Source organism: Rhodococcus sp. DMF-1, assembly GCF_021441945.1.
GTDB lineage: Bacteria > Actinomycetota > Actinomycetes > Mycobacteriales > Mycobacteriaceae > Rhodococcus > Rhodococcus ruber.
Map to the genome: position 1 here is coordinate 4080248 of NZ_CP090442.1, position 17224 is coordinate 4097471.

General features: G+C 69.2%; 15 protein-coding genes. 3 read left to right on the top strand and 12 right to left on the bottom strand.

Annotated elements, in window-relative coordinates:
• Positions 1-127 precede the first annotated feature (127 nt).
• The 3 genes from LZP97_RS18655 to LZP97_RS18665 all read left to right on the top strand — a co-directional run bounded on the left by LZP97_RS18655 (position 128) and on the right by LZP97_RS18665 (position 2869).
• The gene (locus LZP97_RS18655; protein ID WP_003938443.1) at positions 128-922 is read left to right on the top strand and encodes an SDR family NAD(P)-dependent oxidoreductase; all 795 of its coding nucleotides are present in this window, start codon (positions 128-130) and stop codon (positions 920-922) included.
• 20 nt (positions 923-942) lie between these two features.
• Positions 943-1374: an acyl-CoA thioesterase gene (locus LZP97_RS18660; RefSeq protein WP_048771440.1), complete on the top strand. Its 432-nt coding sequence runs from the start codon at positions 943-945 to the stop codon at positions 1372-1374.
• Positions 1375-1615: 241 nt separating this feature from the next.
• Entirely contained in the window at positions 1616-2869 is a 1254-nt protein-coding gene (locus tag LZP97_RS18665) for a cytochrome P450 (RefSeq protein ID WP_048771438.1), read from the top strand.
• A 199-nt stretch (positions 2870-3068) separates the two neighbouring features.
• Here the strand turns inward: LZP97_RS18665 and LZP97_RS18670 are convergent, their stop codons facing one another.
• The 12 genes from LZP97_RS18670 to LZP97_RS18725 form a co-directional block, all read right to left on the bottom strand.
• Complete coding sequence (locus LZP97_RS18670; protein ID WP_010594019.1) at positions 3069-4313, bottom strand: cytochrome P450; 1245 nt, start codon at positions 4311-4313, stop codon at positions 3069-3071.
• 43 nt (positions 4314-4356) lie between these two features.
• Positions 4357-5190, bottom strand: coding sequence for a mycofactocin-coupled SDR family oxidoreductase (locus tag LZP97_RS18675; RefSeq protein WP_010594020.1), 834 nt, complete (start codon positions 5188-5190; stop codon positions 4357-4359).
• 227 nt (positions 5191-5417) lie between these two features.
• Complete coding sequence (locus LZP97_RS18680) at positions 5418-7094, bottom strand: FAD-dependent oxidoreductase (protein WP_048771436.1); 1677 nt, start codon at positions 7092-7094, stop codon at positions 5418-5420.
• A 22-nt stretch (positions 7095-7116) separates the two neighbouring features.
• Positions 7117-7644 carry a nuclear transport factor 2 family protein gene (locus LZP97_RS18685; protein WP_048771434.1) on the bottom strand — a complete coding sequence of 176 codons (528 nt, stop codon included), beginning with the start codon at positions 7642-7644 and terminating at the stop codon, positions 7117-7119.
• 41 nt (positions 7645-7685) lie between these two features.
• Entirely contained in the window at positions 7686-8513 is an 828-nt protein-coding gene (locus LZP97_RS18690; protein WP_017679801.1) for a mycofactocin-coupled SDR family oxidoreductase, read from the bottom strand.
• Between the two features lie 231 nt (positions 8514-8744).
• On the bottom strand, positions 8745-10019 hold the full coding sequence (locus LZP97_RS18695; protein WP_048771432.1) for a cytochrome P450: 1275 nt from the start codon (positions 10017-10019) through the stop codon (positions 8745-8747).
• Positions 10016-11092 carry an LLM class flavin-dependent oxidoreductase gene (locus LZP97_RS18700; RefSeq protein ID WP_048771430.1) on the bottom strand — a complete coding sequence of 359 codons (1077 nt, stop codon included), beginning with the start codon at positions 11090-11092 and terminating at the stop codon, positions 10016-10018. Before LZP97_RS18700 ends, LZP97_RS18695 begins: the two co-directional genes overlap by 4 nt.
• The gene (locus LZP97_RS18705; RefSeq protein WP_010594027.1) at positions 11077-12747 is read right to left on the bottom strand and encodes an AMP-binding protein; all 1671 of its coding nucleotides are present in this window, start codon (positions 12745-12747) and stop codon (positions 11077-11079) included. Before LZP97_RS18705 ends, LZP97_RS18700 begins: the two co-directional genes overlap by 16 nt.
• Positions 12744-14225: an aldehyde dehydrogenase family protein gene (locus tag LZP97_RS18710; protein ID WP_010594028.1), complete on the bottom strand. Its 1482-nt coding sequence runs from the start codon at positions 14223-14225 to the stop codon at positions 12744-12746. The genes LZP97_RS18705 and LZP97_RS18710 overlap by 4 nt, the downstream gene beginning before the upstream one ends.
• Positions 14225-14542 (bottom strand): AtuA-related protein, encoded by a 318-nt coding sequence (locus LZP97_RS18715; protein WP_010594029.1) that lies wholly within the window; start codon positions 14540-14542, stop codon positions 14225-14227. The genes LZP97_RS18710 and LZP97_RS18715 overlap by 1 nt, the downstream gene beginning before the upstream one ends.
• Positions 14539-15861 carry an acyclic terpene utilization AtuA family protein gene (locus LZP97_RS18720; RefSeq protein ID WP_010594030.1) on the bottom strand — a complete coding sequence of 441 codons (1323 nt, stop codon included), beginning with the start codon at positions 15859-15861 and terminating at the stop codon, positions 14539-14541. Before LZP97_RS18720 ends, LZP97_RS18715 begins: the two co-directional genes overlap by 4 nt.
• A gap of 129 nt (positions 15862-15990) precedes the next feature.
• Positions 15991-17202, bottom strand: coding sequence for a CaiB/BaiF CoA transferase family protein (locus tag LZP97_RS18725; RefSeq protein ID WP_010594031.1), 1212 nt, complete (start codon positions 17200-17202; stop codon positions 15991-15993).
• Between the last annotated feature and the right edge of the window lie 22 nt (positions 17203-17224).

Consider the following 17224-nt stretch of genomic DNA (forward strand, 5'->3'; position numbering starts at 1 on the left):
GGGGCGCCACGGTGCTGTGACTCGGTGCGGTCTCGGCCATTGTCGTGAACTGGATCACTATCCGCTAATCTATGATCACAATAGCAAGGAATTGGGTACCGTCAACCAGGACCAGCGGAGGAATTCGATGACCGATTCAACGACCGGCCGGACCCGCCCGGGATTCGACCCCACGCGCGCGTTCGATCTCACCGACCGCACCGCGATCGTCACCGGCGGCAGCCGGGGCCTCGGCCGCGCCATGGCGTTCGGGCTGGCCCGGGCCGGCTGCGACGTCGTCATCGCCAGCCGTGACCTGGCCTCGTGCCAGGCCACCGCCGACGAGATCACCGAGGAGACGGGCCGCAAGACCCTCGCGCACTCGTTCCACGTCGGCAGGTGGGAGTCGATCGAGGAACTCGTCGACGCGGCCTACGACCACTTCGGGAAGATCGACGTCCTGATCAACAATGCAGGTATGTCCCCGCTGTACGACAGCCTCGACACCGTCAGCGAAACACTGTTCGACAAGGTGGTCGGAGTGAATCTCAAGGGCCCGTTCCGGCTCGCCGCACTCGTGGGAACGCGCATGGCGCAGGGCGACGGCGGATCCATTATCAACATTTCCAGCGCCGGGTCCGTCCACCCGCGGCCCGACATCCTGCCCTACGCCGCCGCCAAGGCCGGACTCAACGCCGTTACCATCGGCATGGCGCACGCGTTCGGACCCACGGTGCGCAGCAACGCGATCATGGCCGGCACCTTCCTCACCGACGTGAGCAACTCCTGGGACATGGAGGCCTTCTCACGGCGGGCGCAGAGCTTCGCCGCCAAGCGCGGCGGACAGCCCGACGAGATCGTCGGCGCGGCGCTGTACCTCGCGAGCGATGCGTCGAGTTTCACCACCGGTTCCATCGTCACCGTCGACGGCGGCCACCCCTGATCCGCCCGGAAGGACAAGACATGACCACCGCCACCACCGCCGTCACCCAGCAGCGCTTCCAGCTCGCCTACGGCGACTGCGACGCCGTCGGCATCTCGTACTTCGCGATCAACTACCCGTGGATGGAACGGACCTACAGCGTCTGGCTGCACTCGTTCGGTCTCGACAGCCACACGATGCTCGACACCCTCGGCGTCTACACCGTGGGCCTGAAGTCCGAGTGCCAGTACCTCACCAGCTGCGAGGTGTTCGACGAACTGACCTGCACGGTGGTCCTCGACCACCTCGGCACCACGTCGTACGCGCTCGGATTCGACTTCGAGCGCGGCGACGAACTCGTCGCCCACGGCAAGATCACGTTCGCCGTGCGCGGTGCGGACGGGAAGAAGGCGCAGATTCCGGAGCGACTGCTCGCCGCCCTCCGCACGTTGGAGCCGCAGAAATCGGCTTGATCACCGTCGTTTCCGGAAACGGGCGTCCATCCTTCAGGGTGGACGCCCGTTCTCGTCGAGAACCCGTTTCACCGAAATCCATTGACATCATTCAAATCGTATTTATAGTTATCAGCACTTAGTGATCCGGATCACTTCCACCTCCGGCCCCAGACCCTCGGCGGAGCGGCACGACCCCGACCGGTGCCTGCCGGCACCGATCCTGCTCGACCCCTCGATTCGACGATCAGGAGATTCCAGAGTGACCGCAGTCGAACCCCGCCCCACCGCCCCCGAGTTCCTCACCGATCCCTACCCGTTCCACCGCGTACTGCGCGACCACTACCCCGCCCTGCGCCACGAAGCCACGGAGAGCTACCTCATCAGCCGGTACGCCGACTGCGCCGAGGCCTTCCGCAGCCCGAAGTTCTCCAGCCGCAACTACGAATGGCAGCTCGAGCCCATCCACGGGCGCACCATTCTGCAGATGGAAGGTCGCGAGCACTCCACGCACCGCGCGCTGCTCAACCCGTTCTTCCGCGGCAACGGACTCGAGAAGTTCATGCCGGCCATCACGCACAACGCGGCCGACCTGATCGGCGGCATCGTCGCCCGCAACGCCGGCGAGCTGCTCGGCGAGGTGGCCGGACAGGGCGAGGCCGAACTCGTCTCCCAGTTCACCAGCCGGTTCCCCATCAACGTGATGGTCGACATGCTCGGCCTGCCCAAGAGCGATCACGAGCGGTTCCGCACCTGGTACTTCTCGATCATGGCCTACCTCAACAACCTGGCCGGAGACCCCGAGATCAACGCCGCCGCCGAACGCACCCACGTCGAGCTGCGCGAGTACATGCTGCCGATCATCCGCGAACGACGCTCCGGCGACGGCGACGACCTGCTCTCCCGCCTGTGCCGCGCGGAAGTCGACGGTGAGCAGATGTCCGACGAGGAGATCAAGGCCTTCGTCAGCCTGCTCCTCGTCGCCGGTGGTGAGACGACGGACAAGGCCATCGCCAGCATGATCCGCAATCTCATCGACCACCCCGACCAGATGCGGGCCGTCCGCGAGGACCGCAGTCTCGCCGACCGCGTCATCGCCGAGACGCTGCGCTATTCCGGACCCGTCCACATGATCATGCGCCAGACCGAGGACGAGGTGCAGATCGAGGACTCGACCATTCCCGCGGGGGCGACGTGCATCATGATGCTCGCGGCCGCCAACCGCGACGAGCGCCACTTCTCGAATCCGGACGAGTTCGACATCTTCCGCACCGATCTCAACGTCGATCGGGCCTTCAGCGGCGCGGCCAACCACGTGCAGTTCATTCTCGGCCGGCACTTCTGCGTGGGTTCGATGCTCGCGAAGACGGAGATGACCATCGCGCTGAACCTCGTGCTCGACACGATGGACTCGATCGAGTACCAGGACGGCTTCGTCCCGCACGAGGAGGGCCTGTACACGCGCAGCATCCCGGAGCTCCGCGTGAAGTTCGAACCGACCGGGAAGCTCGGCTGACATCCCGCCGGATCGCCGGCCGTCCGCGTATGCGATCCGCATGCGCGGACGGCCGGCACTGCCGCGTCGGCAAAAGTCGGCACTGCCGCGTCGGCAAAAGTCGGCACTGCCGCGTCGGCAAAAGTCGGCACTGCCGCGTCGGCAAGAGTCGGCACTGCCGCGTCGGCAAGAGTCGGCACTGCCGCGTCGACGAAAGCCGTTACTGCAGCGTGTAGTCCGTCAGAACCCGTCGGCCCGGCGTGAAGGTGGCCGGGATGCGCTGGTAGCCGGTGTTCACGCCCTGCCGTGGGTAGGGCTGCAGCGCGTCGTAGTCGACCTCGTAGTCCGGCATCCGTTCGAGCACCTGGCTGATCAGCGCGTGCGACATGTACCGGCCGAGATGCGAACCGGCACAGCGGTGCACACCGATACCGAAGGCGGTGTGCCGGTTGGGCCAGCGCTCGATGTCGATCTCGTCGGGCTTGTCGAACAGCTCCGTGTCCCGATTGGCGGAAGCCCAGGACAGCAGCACCCGGTCGCCCTTGCGCATGGGGCAGCCGTGGAACTCGACGTCGTGTGTCACGGTGCGGGCAAGGGCCTGAGTCGGCGAGAAGTACCGCAGGAACTCCTCGATGGCATGATCGAGGAGATCGGGATGGTCGGCCAGGCGCTGCCGCACGTCCTTGTGGCGGCTGAGCCAGACCAGCGAGTTGCTCACCAGGGAGGCCGTGGTGCCGACGCCACCGGAGATGAGCAGGTCGACGATCGCGAACACGTCGTGATCGTTCATCGGGCTGCCGTCGACCTCCTGCTGGACGAGGTAGCTGATGATGTCGTCCTTCGGGGCCGCGCGCCGTTCGGCGATGGTCTGCTCGATGCGGCCGGCGAGGTACGGGAAGTCGACCTCGACCGCGCGGGTGTGCTCGGGGGTACCGGGGATCCCGGCGAGCACCTGGAAGTGGGCGTTGGAATAGCGGCGCCACTCCGAGACGTCGAGGCCGAGCCACTCGACCGTGACGATGGAGGGCACCCCGATGACCGACGTCAGGTCGCACTCGCCGCTCTCGATCACGCTGTCGATGAAGCCCGCGACGTGCCGGTCGATCGTGGGCTTCATCTTCTCGACGGCGGCCGGCGCGCTGACCGGGTTGACGATCCTGCGGTACTTGCGGAACTCCGGCGGATCGAGCTCGATCGGAATGTGATCGTGGTGCGGGGTTTTCGGGATCACCACGGACAGTCCCTCGCCGCCGTACTCGCTGCGCGCCGAGGAGAACGTCTCGTCGTCGCGTGCGGCGTCGAAGACCGAGCTGTAGTCGGAGAGCACCCAGTAGCCGCCGTGGGCGGGAGTCCAGCCGATCTTGACGGTTTCCCGGATCTTCCGGTACGACTCGGCCGGGTCGGCCGAGTGTTCGGGCGAGTTGTGGTCGAAGTGGACGACCGGGCAGCGGGCGGGGCTTTCCATCGTGCGTTCCTTCCGAGTCGGGATTCGGCGGCGAGCCGGGGTTCTAGGTCTTGGCGAGCAGTCCGGCGTCGATGGGCAGCACCACACCGGTCACGTAGCGGGCCTCGTCCGAGGCCAGCCAGACCAGCGCGTTGCTGATGTCGACGGGCTCGACCCAGGGGACGTCGAGCTCGTTGCGCCGACGGCAGTGGTCGACGATGTCCGCCTGCGTGGGCGATTCGAGGTCGGGACGGTAGATCCGGTACATGGCGTCGTTCTCGATCATCTCCGTGCGGACGGTGCCCGGATTGAGGGTGTTGACCCGGATACCGTGTTCGCCCAGTTCGTTGGAGAGGGTGCGCATGAGGCTGACCACCCCGCCCTTGCTGGCGGCGTAGTGCCCCAGATTGCGGCTCGCCCGGATCGCCGCGACGGAGCTGGTGAGCACGATCGCGCCGCCGGTGCCCTGTTCGATCATGCGGGGGACGACGGCCCGCACGGTGCGGAAGACCCCGGTGAGGTTGACGTCGATGACGTTCTGCCACTCCTCGTCACTGAGGTGCCAGGTGGGGGTGAAGCTCACGATGCCGGCGTTGGCGCTGACGATGTCGATGTGCCCGAACTCGTCGACGGCGTCGGAGACGAGCAGGTCGAGGGCCGCCTGGTCGCGCACGTCGACGACCCGGGACAGGCAGCGACGGCCCGCAGCCTCGACGAGCCGGTGGGTCTCGGCGAGGTCGTCGGTGGTGGCAAGCGGATACGCGACCGTGTCGATGTCCTTGCAGGAGTCGAGGATCACGACGTCGGCGCCCTCCTCCGCGAGGCGGACGGCATTCGAACGTCCCTGTCCCCGTGCGGCGCCCGTGACCAGCGCGACCTTCCCGGTTACTCGACCCATTTCCGATCTCCTCTTCTGCTCGAACTGTGACGAAGAGCACCTTAATGCTTATCATCATTATTAGCTAGCGCGCCCACAAGGTCCGAAGATCCCCGGTGGTCGGACACCTACGTCCCGCGCCGGAACACGTTCCGGACCCGCGCGCACAACAGTCAGACGCAACAGCAATTGCTGTCGCGTCTGACCGGAAAGTGCGCGGGTGTTCGGCGGGGTCCGCCCGCCGAATGTCACACCGTCGTCGGCTCCCTCAGGACACCGCCGGGTTCGGACGGGGATCCGGCCGCCCGCGCCGCGGCCCGGCCCGCCCGGTAGCCGAACACCAGTGCCGGACCGAGCGTTCCGCCGGCTCCGCCGTAGACCATCCCGGTGGGGGCCGCCATGACGTTGCCCGCGGCGAACAGCCCGGGGATGACGCGATCGTCGACGTCGAGGACCGCGCCGTCGGCGTCGGTGCGCGGGCCGCCCTTCGTGCCGAGCGTGCTGCTGTGGATCTGCACCGCGTGGAAGGGCGCCCGCGCGACAGGCCCCAGGGTGGATTCCACGCCCGGGTACTTGTTCTTGTCACCGACGAAGCCGTCGTACACGCTCTCGCCGCGGTGGTATTCGCTGTCGTGACCCCGTCGCACGTCCTCGTTCCAGTGGGCCACCGTCGACTCGAGCGCGGCCGCGGGGACCTCGATCTGCCGCGCGAGATCGGCGAGGGTGTCCGCACGCACCACCCACTCCGGTGCTTCCGTACCCGGCGCAGCCCCGAACGCTCCGTACTTCTCGACATGGTCGGCGTCGAAGATCAGCCAGCAGGGCTGGTTCGGGTAGTCGAAGTCGTGTGCGTCGAGATGATGGAACGCACCGCCGAGGGCGTTGTAATTGGTTGCCTCGTTGGTGAACCGGCGTCCGTGCCGGTTCACCATGATCGAATGCGGCGCAGTCCGTTCCCGGTGTACGAGCTGGACCGCCTGCGCGCCGTTCGCCCGCTGCCCGGGCAGCACCGCGACCGGCGCCCACCATGCCTCGCGCATGTTGCCGAGCTGCGCGCCGACACGCATCGCCATGCGCAGACCGTCCCCCGTGCTCGTGGGGACCGTGGCCGGGTGCGCCAGCGGCCCCCGCAGGAAGTCGCGCCGCAAACGCTCGTCCCATTCGAAGCCGCCGGTGGCAAGGACGATGCCGTGCTCGGCGAGCACGTCGTGCGGGCCGCCCCGCCCCTCGAACCGCACACCCGTGACGCGGCCGGCCTCGTCCTGGATCAGCCGCACGCCGCGCTCGCCGGTGTGCACCGCCACGCCCTCGTCGAGACAGCCCTGGAGCAGGGCCGCGACCATGCCACGGCCGAGACCCTCCACGTGGTCGCGCTCGCGCTGCTCCTGCACGTCGGCCGGAAGGTGGCCGGTGCCACCGCCGATGGGGGTCTCCGTGACCGTCATACGCCGCGGGACCCCGACGAGCTTGTCCTCCCACCGCCCGAGGTCGATGAAGCTGAACAACTCCGGTTCGAGCGAGCGTCCGCCGTGCGGCATGCCACCCGGCCGCTCGGGGTGGTAGTCGGGGTACCCGGCGACGAGGCGCATCTTCAGCGGGGTGGTGTCGAGCCACTCCAGCAGTTCGGGAACCGTGTCGACGAACGCCTCGGCGAGTTCGGGCAGGATCATCCCGTGCGACAACGACTCGAGGTAGGCGAGGGCCCCCTCACGCGAGTCGGCGATTCCCGCCTCCCGCGCGTACCGGTTGTTCGGCAGCCACGCCACGGCGCTCGACAAGCACGTGGTGCCGCCGAGCAGTTCGCCCTTCTCGAACACGCCCACCCGGGCGCCGCTCCGGGCAGCCGACAGCGCGGCGCACAGTCCGGCGGCTCCGCTGCCGAGCACGACGACGTCGTACTCGGCCGTTTCTTCGTTGTGTTGCATCGCAATCCCTCTCTCGGGTGGTTCAGTCGACGACGGCGGACGGACTCGGTCGACGCTGTCCGTCCTGCGTGGTGGGACGCGAGGGCTCGGGTGCTGTCGCAGCGGTGAGAACCGTCCCGTAGTCGGTGGTCGGTGTCGCGTACCGGACCTCGAGCCGGCGTTCACCGAAGTACCAGCGGCCGTCCTGCCGGACGTAGCGGTCGTGGTACCGGAGTGCGAGGATGCTCTGCACGCCCGCCCGGGCGAACTCGACATGGCAGGGCACGATGCCGCGTGCCGTGTCCTCGCCGGTGAAATCCACCGTGCCGGGGTGCGGGGTGTGCACGCTGACGCCGTCGTAGCCGTCGAGCGCGGTCCGCACGTAGGCGACGATCGCGTCCCGTCCGCGCAGCGTCTCGGTCAGGCCGCAGAATGCGGCCTCGGGCGTGTACAGGGCGGCCAGCGTCGCCATGTCGTGGTCGTCGACGGCCAGGGCGTACCGTGTGGCCAGTTCGCGGATCTCGAGGACGTCCGCCGTCCGTCGCGGGTGGCGGTCCCGGGTATCGCGCATGTCGAATCCTCCCGTCGCTGAGGGCATGTCGGGGCCCGGCACTACTTCACCAACGCGCCGGCGTCGATCGGCATCGTGATGCCGGTGACGTAGCGGGACTGGGATCCGGCGAGGAACAGGACGGCGTTGCTGACGTCGTCGGGCTGCACGAACGGGACGTCGAGGGCGTGCATGCCGTGCAGCAGGGGTTCGACCTGCTCGCGGGTGGGCTGCACCTCGTCCGGCAGGAACAGTTTGTAGATCGCGTCGTTGAGCAGCATCCGGGTCTCGACGTTGGTCGGCAGGACCGCGTTGATCCGAATGCCCTCGGGTCCGAGTTCGTTGGCGAGGCTGCGCATCACGCCCAGCACACCGTGCTTGGCAGCGGCATAGTGGGCGTTGTTCGGCAGCCCCTTCAGTCCCGCGATGGAACTGATCAGCACGATGCTGCCGCCGCGGCCGCCCGCCCGCAGGTGCGGGACGGAGGCCTTCACCGTGTTCCACACGCCGGTGAGGTTGATGTCGATCATGTCGCGCCAGATGTCGTCGGTGAGATCCTCGACCGGATAGCTGCCGGCGATCCCCGCGTTGGCGACGACGACGTCGAGGCGGCCGAACCGTTCGACGCCCGCCGCCACGGCCTTTGCGACCGCTGCCGAATCCCGCACGTCCGCTTCGGCGGCGACGATCTGCCTCCCCTCGGCCTGCACCAGCCGGACCGTCTCGTCGAGGTCCGCCCGGGTGGCCATGTCGTACGGGGCACCCTGCACCGGCGCGCACAGGTCGAGTGCGATGATGTCGGCGCCCTCCCGGGCGAGGCGCACCGCGTGGTTGCGTCCCTGCCCTCTCGCCGCACCGGTGACGAATGCAACCATGCCGTCGAATCCCACGGTGTAAGCCTTTCGGTGTTCGGTTCGCGTCCCGGACGGGGTGGTCGTGACGTACCGGCGTCGATCGCCGGTGGCGCACCGCGCCGGGAACTGCGCGAAGACAACAGCGGAAGAAATCTGTGCATATGATTATGCTCACATCACACCCCGGTGAGTCAACGGCAGAACCCGGGAAGCATGCCGGCCGGAGCGACCGTTCCGGCCGACGGACACGCGCCGTACGGCCGTCGTTCAGTGGGGATTTCGCAGATCGCCCGCAGCACGGGCTCCGCGGCGCCGGCCCGGCGTGAAGCGCGCGGGGATGCGCTTCCACCCCGGATTGACCGCCTGATGCGGGAACGGCACGACCTCGTCGTGCAGGATCTCGTAATCCGGCATGCGGCTCAGGATCTGACCGAGCAGCTCGAGCGACAGGGCACGGGCGATGTGTGCGCCCGCGCATCGGTGCACACCCATCCCGAACGCCGTGTGCCGGTTCGGCCACCGCTCGATGTCCACGGTGTCCGGGTCCTCGAACGCCTTCGGGTCGCGATTCGCCGACGCCCAGCCGAGGAGCACGCGGTCGCCCGTGCGGAAGTCGTGCCCGCGGAACTCCACGTCCCGGGTGACGGTGCGGGCCAGCGCCTGTGTGGGCGAGAAGACCCGCAGGAATTCCTCGATCGCGCGCGGCAGCTTCTCCGGATGCGCGGCCAGGGTGCGGCGCAGGTCGTGGTGACGGTCGAGGTACATGAGCGTCTGGCTGACGAGGGAGGCGGTGGTGCCCACGCCGCCGGAGACGAGCAGTTCGGCGATGGCGAAGACCCCGTCGTCCGTGACCGGCCGGCCGTCCACCTCCGAGCCCACGAGACGACTGAGCACGTCCTCCCGCGGAGACGTGCGCCGCTCGGCGATCGCGGCACGCAATTGTTCCTCCATCCAAGGGAACTCGACGGCGATCGCGTGCTCGAACTCCGGCGTTCCGGGTCGGTCGGACAGCGCGGCGTGATGCGCGTGCGCGTACCGTTCCCAGTCCTCGGGAGGCAGACCGAGCCAGTCGATCGTCACCACCGCGGGAACACCGATGACCGTCGCGAAGTCGCACTCGCCGTCCTCGATCACCTCGTCGAGGAACCGCGTCGTGTACTTCTCGATCACCGGCCGCAGGTGCTCGACCGCTGCCGGGGCGGTGAGCGGGTTGATCAGCTTGCGGTACTTCCGATGTTCCGGAGGGTCGAGTTCGACGGGGATGTGGTGGTTCACCGGCGTCTTGGGGATGACGGTGGCCAGGCCCTCGCCACCGTAGGGGCACCGCGCGGACGAGAAGACCTGGTCCTCGCGGGCGGCCTCGAAGACGCCCTCGTAGTCGGTGAGTACCCAGAAGCCCCCGTGCCGGGTGGACCGGATCACCGGTCCCGCTTCCCGCAACCGCCGGTAGGAGCCGACCGTGTCCTCGGCGTGCGACGCCGAATTGTGGTCGAAGTCGACCACGGGACAATGTCGTTCGGCGCTTCGGTCGTCGACCGTCATCGGGACGCTCCTGTCGGGCCGGGGTGCGGGATCTCCGAGTGGTCCACCACGGCGCGGGCGTCGACCGGCACGATCTCCCGCATGCCGGGAACGATGTCCCGGCCGAGATCGTCGAGGTACGCGACGACGTCGTCGGCCGTCATGTCGGGCCACTGGGCCCGGACGATCACCGGGTCGACGGGCACCTGCGCCGCGAGGGTGCGCAACTGGTCGAGGCAGTCGTCGGCGGTACCGATGATCGCCTCCTTCGCGGCGACCTGCCGGAACCTGTCGGTGAGGGCGGTGGCATCGCGCGTGGCCAGTTCGCGCTGGGCGTAGGCCAGGAGGCGGTCCCGTGCCATGAATTCGAAGCGCCGGAACGCGTCTTCGGTGGTGGCGCCGGGAACGATCTCGCGGCGCAGCGGATGCCGCGCGACCGGCGGTCGCCCGTGCCTGCGCCGGGCCGCCGCGTACACGCCGAACATGCGATGCATGTCCTCGGTCGGTGTCTCCGGTGTCACCGGCCACGCGTCCCCCAGCCGTGCGGACCGCCGGACACCCGAATCCCGCAGCGCACCGATCCAGATCGGCGGATGCGGGTCCTGCCAGGGGCGGATGTGGGTCTTCACGCCGTCGAGACGCCAGAACCTGCCGTGGAAGTCGACCTCGTCCTGCGTCCACATCATCCGCACGATCTGCAGCGCCTCGTCCATCATCGCGAACCGCTGATCGAAGTCGACACCGAAGGCGGTGAACTCCTCACGCCGGTACCCCGCGCCGGCACCGACGATGAGATTGCCGCGGGTGAGGATGTCGAGGGTGGCGAGTTCCTCGGCGAGTGCGACCGGATGGAACAGCGGCACCTGCACCACCATCGTCCCGATCTTCACGCCGGGGTCCAGTTCGGCCGCGATCCGGGCGAGCGTGGGGACCGGCTGCAGCCAGCGCAGATTGCCGTAGATGTAGTGGTGGCCCATCACGATGTAGCGCACACCGTTGCGTTGCGCCGCCTCGACCTGTCGCAGCAGTCCGTCGAGGTGTTCGCGCGGCGACAGCGTGGTGTGCACGTCGCCGAGGATCACACCCAGGTCCATGTCTTCCTCGCTTCCGCAGGCGGCTCGAGGAGCCAGTGCCGCAGCTTCGCCTTGGCGACCTTGTTCAGGGTGGCGCGCGGGAACTCCGGCACCAGATGGATCTGACGTGGCCGTTTGAAGTCGGACAGCAGTTCGGCACACACCCGGTCGATCTCGGCGGGCAGGTCGCCGGGCGCGGCGCCGTCCGCGATCACGAACGCGACCGGGACGTCGCCGAGCATGCGGTCGGGTTTCGCCACGACGGCGACCTCCCGGACCCCCGGCACGGTGGCGACCACGCGTTCGACCTCGGCGGCGGCGACGTTCTCCCCACCGACCTTGAGCATGTCCTTGGATCGCTCGACGAACCAGTACTGACCGGACCGGTCCTGGCGCACCCGGTCGCCGGTGCGGAACCATCCGTCGGCGGTGAAGGCCGCGCGCGTGGCGTCGTCGTCGTGGAGATAGCCGGCGAACAGGGACACCCCCGGCGTACCCCGCACCCACAGCTCCCCCACCGTGCCCGGCTCCACGGGACGACCGTCGGCGCCGACGACGGCGACGGCGTACTCGGGTGCCGCACGTCCCATCGTCCCGTCGGGGTCGGGATGGGCCAGTTCGCTGACGACGGGGTGCGAGACGGTTTCCGTCATGCCGAACCAGCCCGTCGTGCGGATCCTGCCGCTCACCGGCCGCTGGGCCGCGCTGCCCGACCAGTGCCGGTAGGTGTGGTCGGGCGGGACCGGCGCGCCGGCCAGGGCGCGGAGCATGAACGACACCACCGACGCCCACGTGCACCGGTGCCGGAGCGAGACGTCCCAGAAGCGGGACGCGGAGAACTTCGGCGTCAGCACCGCGGTGGCGCCGACCCACAGCAGTCCCAGGAAGGAGTACCCCAGGGCGTTGGTGTGGAACAGCGGCAGGGTGATCAGCCCGACGTCGGTCCCACGCAGACCGGCGTGCGCGGAATTGACCTGGGCGGCCCACAGGCAGTTGGCGTGCGTCCAGACCACGGCCTTCGGTCGCGCCGTCGTCCCGGAGGTGTACTGGATGCTCGCGGGCGCGAGCGGATCGACGGACACCGGTGCCGGCGCCACGCCGGTTCCGCTCAGCTCGCCCAGAGCGCAGGTCGTTCCGGTCGGCGCCGGGGACGCCACGGGCGGGACGACGAGGCTGTCGGTGCCGCCGGACGCGGCGATCCACTCGAGCCCGGGCATGGCGTCCCGAGCGATCTCCGCCAGACCGGTTCCGGCCAGCGCGGCGCGAGGCGCACAGTGCCGGTCGTAGTAGGCGAGTTCGTCGGCGCTGCTGCGGGTGTTGAGACACACCGCGACCGCGCCGGCCGACACGATCGCTGCCCATCCGACGAGGAAGTCGGGGCAGTTGTCCATCAGCAGCACCACACGGTCGCCGGGTGCGATGCCGCGGGCCTGCAGTCCAGCCGCGAGCCGATCGACTGCGGCGCCGAATTCCGCGTAGGTCCAGCGCTGTGCCCCGGCGCCGGTATGCGGCTCCCAGACGAGGAAGGTCTTGTCCGGCCGGTCGGTGCGCCACCGGTCGAGCAGCCACGGCACCGTGCGGTCGCCGGTGTACGCACCGAGCGCGCGATCCGTCGCCGGGCGGTCGAGGATCGGGTATGCGAGAGCCCGCGGGGGCGTCGGGGCTTCGGACGTCATGCCGGCACCTGCCAGTTCAGGTGCTTGACGCGGAAGAACTCGAGGAATCCGTCCTCACCCATCTCGACGCCGGTACCGCTGCGCTTCGATCCGCCCCACGGCACGTCGGCCCGCATCGGGCCGCCGCCGTTGATCGCGACGGTGCCGGTGTCGAGGCGCTGAGCCACGGCCACCGCCTCCGCGTGATCACCGAAGACGCTCGCGTTGAGCCCGTACGGTGAGTCGTTGGCGATGGCCACGGCCTCGTCGACGTCCCGGTACGGCAGGACCACCGCGACGGGGGCGAACAATTCCTCCCGGGAGATCTCGGCGGAATTGTCCACGCCCGTCACCAGAGTGGGCGGCAGGAACCAGCCCTTGCCCACCGGTCGCTCGCCACTGACCGCGACGCGGCCGCCGGCGGCGACGGTGCGGTCGAGGCAGCCGAGCACGCGGGCGAGATGCTCGGCGGAGATCAGCGGACCCACCTCGGTGCGCTCGTCCCACGGGTCGCCGGTCGGCACGTTCTCCTCGATGAAACCGGCGGCCAGATCCAGGAATTCGTCGATCCGGTCGTGTGGTACGAGGATCCGGGTGGTGGCACCGCAGCCCTGGCCCGCGTTGCGGCAGAACCGCAGGATCGACGGCCCCACGGCGGCGGACAGGTCCGCCGACGGGAGCAGGATGTTGGGGGACTTGCCGCCGAGCTCGAGGACGACCTTCTTGTGCGTGGCCGCGGCCTGTGCCATCACGGTCGCGCCGACGGCGGAGGATCCGGTGAAGCTCACCATGTCGACGCCGGGGTGGGTGGTGAGCACTTCGCCCACGTCCGCCCCGCCCGGCACCAGATTCAGCACACCCGGCGGCAGGCCGGCCTCGGCGGCGAGATGCATGAAGGCCAGCGCGGACAGCGTGCCCCGCGGCGAGGGCAGCAGCACGACGCTGCAGCCGGCGGCGAGCGCGGGTGCCACCTTCCACGAGATCATGTTCAGCGGGTAGTTGTACGGGACGATCGCCGACACCACCCCGATCGGTTCGCGCAGCAGCAGGCTTTCGGACGACACCGCTCCGCGGATGCCGGGCAGCCGCTCCTGGTAACCGCCGCGGGGACCGCGCAGCGCCGCGTCGGCGAACCACCGGAAGTTGATCGCCGGTTGCGCGACCTGCAGGGTGCGGGCCAGACCGACGGGTGATCCGACCTCCCGCACGACCAGGCCGGTGAGCTGATCGGCGTGCTCGTCGATCAGCTCGGCCAGCCGCCGCAGGACCTCGGCGCGCTGGTCCGGGGACGCGGCCCGCCATTCCCCGGCGTCGAAGCTGCGCCGGGCGGCCGTGACCGCGCTTTCGGTCTGTTCCCGGTCGGCGCCGGTCCACCGGGCCAGCGCCTCCTCGGTGGCGGGATCGATCGACTCGAACGTCTCACCCCGCCCGCTCTCCCATCCGCCACCGACGTGCACGGACGGACCCTGGGCCACCCGCGCGAACAGATCGTCGATCATCACTTCTCCTCGCGTCCGGGTACGTCGATGTCGAGAATCAGGGACTGGTAGGACTTTCCGTGCGGATCCACCCGAAGGGACTTGGAGACGCCGCCCGCGAGCGCGCGGGTGAGGACGAAGTTCAGGCAGCAGTTCACCGGGATCTCGTAGCGGATCACCTCGCCCTGGACGAGATCGCCGAAGGCTTTCGCGACGACGTCCTCGGTGAGCACCGACCGGAGCCACTCGTAGTCGGCGTCGTCGTGCGGGAACACACAGATGTTGCTGGTGTCGCCCTTGTCGCCGGAGCGGCTGTACGCGACGTCACGAAGTTTCATGCGGTAGTCACCTCCACGGAGAGGGGGACATCGCTGCGGGGCAGCAGGGCGGGGGTCACGACGACGGCGGGGACGACCGAGGTGACCACACCGCCCCCGCCCGCGGGACCGAAGTACAGGTATTCGACCTCGTACGCGGCGGCCTTGGCGACGTCGGGGTCGAGCGCACGGGCCGCGAGCCGCAGCCGGACCTCGGCCGGCTCGCCGCCGGCGATGCGATCACCGAACAGGGTGTCGACGCCGTGCAGTTCGATCCGCAGTTCGTCGATCTGCGCCCGGATCGGTTCGAGGCGCCGGCGCACGATCTCCTCGGCGCGCCGGGCGCGGTCGACGCAGCCCGGACCGCCGTAGGAGATCTCGGCGACGGCCTTGTAGCCGAGGTCGACGCCGACGAGCACCTTGAGGGTGTCGGGGCGGGCGGAGCCGCGGGCGCCGGACAGGCGCACCCGGTCGGGCCCGGCCTGTTCGATCCGGACGTCGCTGAAGTCGGCGGTCACGTCGGGCGTGAGATAGCGAGCGGGATCGTGGATCTCGTAGTAGAGCTGGGTGCGGGTGGTGCGCAGGTCGACGGCGCCGCCGGTGCCGTCGAGCTTGGTGACGATCAGCTCGTCGTCGTCGATCTCGGCGAGGGGGAAGCTCAGGTTGTGGGGGTCGGGGACGACCCGGTAGGGCGGGTCCTCGAAGTTGCCGCCGGTGCTGTGGACGCCGCACTCGAGCAGGTGCCCGGCGAGGGTCGCGGTGCCGACGCGGTCCCAGTCGTCGAGCGACCATCCCAGCTCGTGGCAGATCGGCCCGACGAACAGGGACGGGTCGGCGATCCGACCGCCGAGCACGATCTGGGCGTCCTGCTGGAGGCAGTCGACGATGGGGTCGGCCCCGATGTAGGCGTTGGCGGAGACGATCCGGTCGGCGACGGCCCGGGTGGTGGTGCCGAGTTCGGGGAGCGCGACGTCGGCTTCCGTGACGGCCGCCCGCACGTCGTCGCCGCGGATGATGCCGATCCGGGTTCCCCCGAGCCCCAGGGCGCGGAGGTTCTCGGCGAATTCGGCTGCGGCGGCGTCGGGATTGGCGGCACCGAAGTTGCCGACGACGCGGCCTCCCGATGCGAGGAATCGGCGCAGGATCGGCACCAGGGCGGAGATGCGCTCGTCCTGGCCGGTCGACGGATCGCGCAGGCGGCGGATCTGGGCCAGCGCCATCGTGCGTTCGGCCAGGCAGTCGAAACCCATGTACTGCACCCGGCCGCTGTCGGCCATGGCGGCCGCCGTCTCGAGGCGGTCGTTGGCGTACGCCGACCCCGAACCGATACTCAGATGCATTGCTACCTCGTCTCGTCGCGTGCGTCGGCGAACCACGGAAATGTGCGCACGACCGGAATCCGCGCACGCCGTGTCGTGGGCGGATTCCGGTTCACCGCATCGATTCTCGGACTGCGGCCCGTGCGACTGTCAGGACTTGCCGATCACGCCCGCCTCGGCGAGCGCCGTAAGCTGGTCCCCGGTGAGCCCCAGCCGGTCCGAGAGCACCTCGGCGGTGTGCTCGCCGATGGTGGGCACCCCGTCGTAGTCGGGGCCGTCGTAGCTGCCGAGGTGCAGCACCGGTCCCGGCATCAGCACGCCCTTCATGATCTCGTTGCCCGTGATCTCGACGAGGGTGCGTTCCTGGAAGTGCGGGTCGGCGACGACGTCCGCGGCATCGTTCACCGGCGCACTGACGACCTCGAACTTCTCCAGGGTCTCGAGCACGCTCGCCCGCGGCATCGAGCCGACCCATTGCTTCACCATCGCCTGCACCTCGTCGTTGTGCTCGAGACGCGCGGCATTGGTGGCGTAGCGGGGATCCTCGATGATCTCGGGCCGTCCCATCGCGGCGAACAGACGCTTGGCGATGCCCTGATTGGACGCCGCGATGGACAGGAAGCGCCCGTCCTGGGCCTCGTAGATGCCGCGCGGCGACGCCGCACCGGTGGCGTTGCCGATGCGCTGCTGGATCTCCCCGAGCGCGGTGTAGCGCAGGAACATGTCGCCGATGATGAACATCAGCGGCTCGTACAGCGCGACGTCCACGACGTCGCCCTGCCCGGTGCGCTCCCGCTTGTACAGCGACATCGCCACGCCCATCGCGGCGGACAGCCCGGCGATGGAATCGGCGAACCCGAACGGCGGGGAGGTCGGCGGCGAGTCCGGCCAGCCGTTGACGTGGGCGAAACCGCTGGCCGTCTCGGCGACGGTGCCGAAGCCCGGCAGGCTCCGATTGGGCCCGGTCTGCCCGAACCCGGACACCCGGGCCAGCACCAATCCCGGGTTGTCCGCGCTCAGCACGTCGTAGCCCAGGCCCCACTCCTCGAGCCGGCCGGGACGGAACGACTCGACGACGACGTCGACCTCGGCCGCGAGCCGGCGCACCAGGTCACGCCCCTCCGGCGAACGCAGGTCGATGCCGAGGGACTTCTTCCCGGCGTTGAGCCGGGAGAAGCCCAGCGACAGCCCCTCCTTCTGCGGAACCCACTGGCGCGCGAAGTCGCCGGTCGTCGGATCCTCGACCTTGACCACCTCGGCACCGAAGTCGCGGAGCATGCGCCCCGCGGTGGGGGCGGCATACATGGTGCCCAGTTCGAGCACCTTGACGCCCGCGAGCGGGCCCGCAGCGGATGCGTTCATCGTCGTCTCTCCTAGCTTTGTC

Coding starts and splice junctions, on each gene's coding strand:
- LZP97_RS18655 (WP_003938443.1), top strand. CDS start 128: ATGACCGATTCAACGACCGGCCGGACCCGCCCGGGATTCGACCCCACG.
- LZP97_RS18660 (WP_048771440.1), top strand. CDS start 943: ATGACCACCGCCACCACCGCCGTCACCCAGCAGCGCTTCCAGCTCGCC.
- LZP97_RS18670 (WP_010594019.1), bottom strand. CDS start 4,313: ATGGAAAGCCCCGCCCGCTGCCCGGTCGTCCACTTCGACCACAACTCG.
- LZP97_RS18675 (WP_010594020.1), bottom strand. CDS start 5,190: ATGGGTCGAGTAACCGGGAAGGTCGCGCTGGTCACGGGCGCCGCACGG.
- LZP97_RS18680 (WP_048771436.1), bottom strand. CDS start 7,094: ATGCAACACAACGAAGAAACGGCCGAGTACGACGTCGTCGTGCTCGGC.
- LZP97_RS18685 (WP_048771434.1), bottom strand. CDS start 7,644: ATGCGCGATACCCGGGACCGCCACCCGCGACGGACGGCGGACGTCCTC.
- LZP97_RS18695 (WP_048771432.1), bottom strand. CDS start 10,019: ATGACGGTCGACGACCGAAGCGCCGAACGACATTGTCCCGTGGTCGAC.
- LZP97_RS18700 (WP_048771430.1), bottom strand. CDS start 11,092: ATGGACCTGGGTGTGATCCTCGGCGACGTGCACACCACGCTGTCGCCG.
- LZP97_RS18705 (WP_010594027.1), bottom strand. CDS start 12,747: ATGACGTCCGAAGCCCCGACGCCCCCGCGGGCTCTCGCATACCCGATC.
- LZP97_RS18710 (WP_010594028.1), bottom strand. CDS start 14,225: ATGATCGACGATCTGTTCGCGCGGGTGGCCCAGGGTCCGTCCGTGCAC.
- LZP97_RS18715 (WP_010594029.1), bottom strand. CDS start 14,542: ATGAAACTTCGTGACGTCGCGTACAGCCGCTCCGGCGACAAGGGCGAC.
- LZP97_RS18720 (WP_010594030.1), bottom strand. CDS start 15,861: ATGCATCTGAGTATCGGTTCGGGGTCGGCGTACGCCAACGACCGCCTC.
- LZP97_RS18725 (WP_010594031.1), bottom strand. CDS start 17,202: ATGAACGCATCCGCTGCGGGCCCGCTCGCGGGCGTCAAGGTGCTCGAA.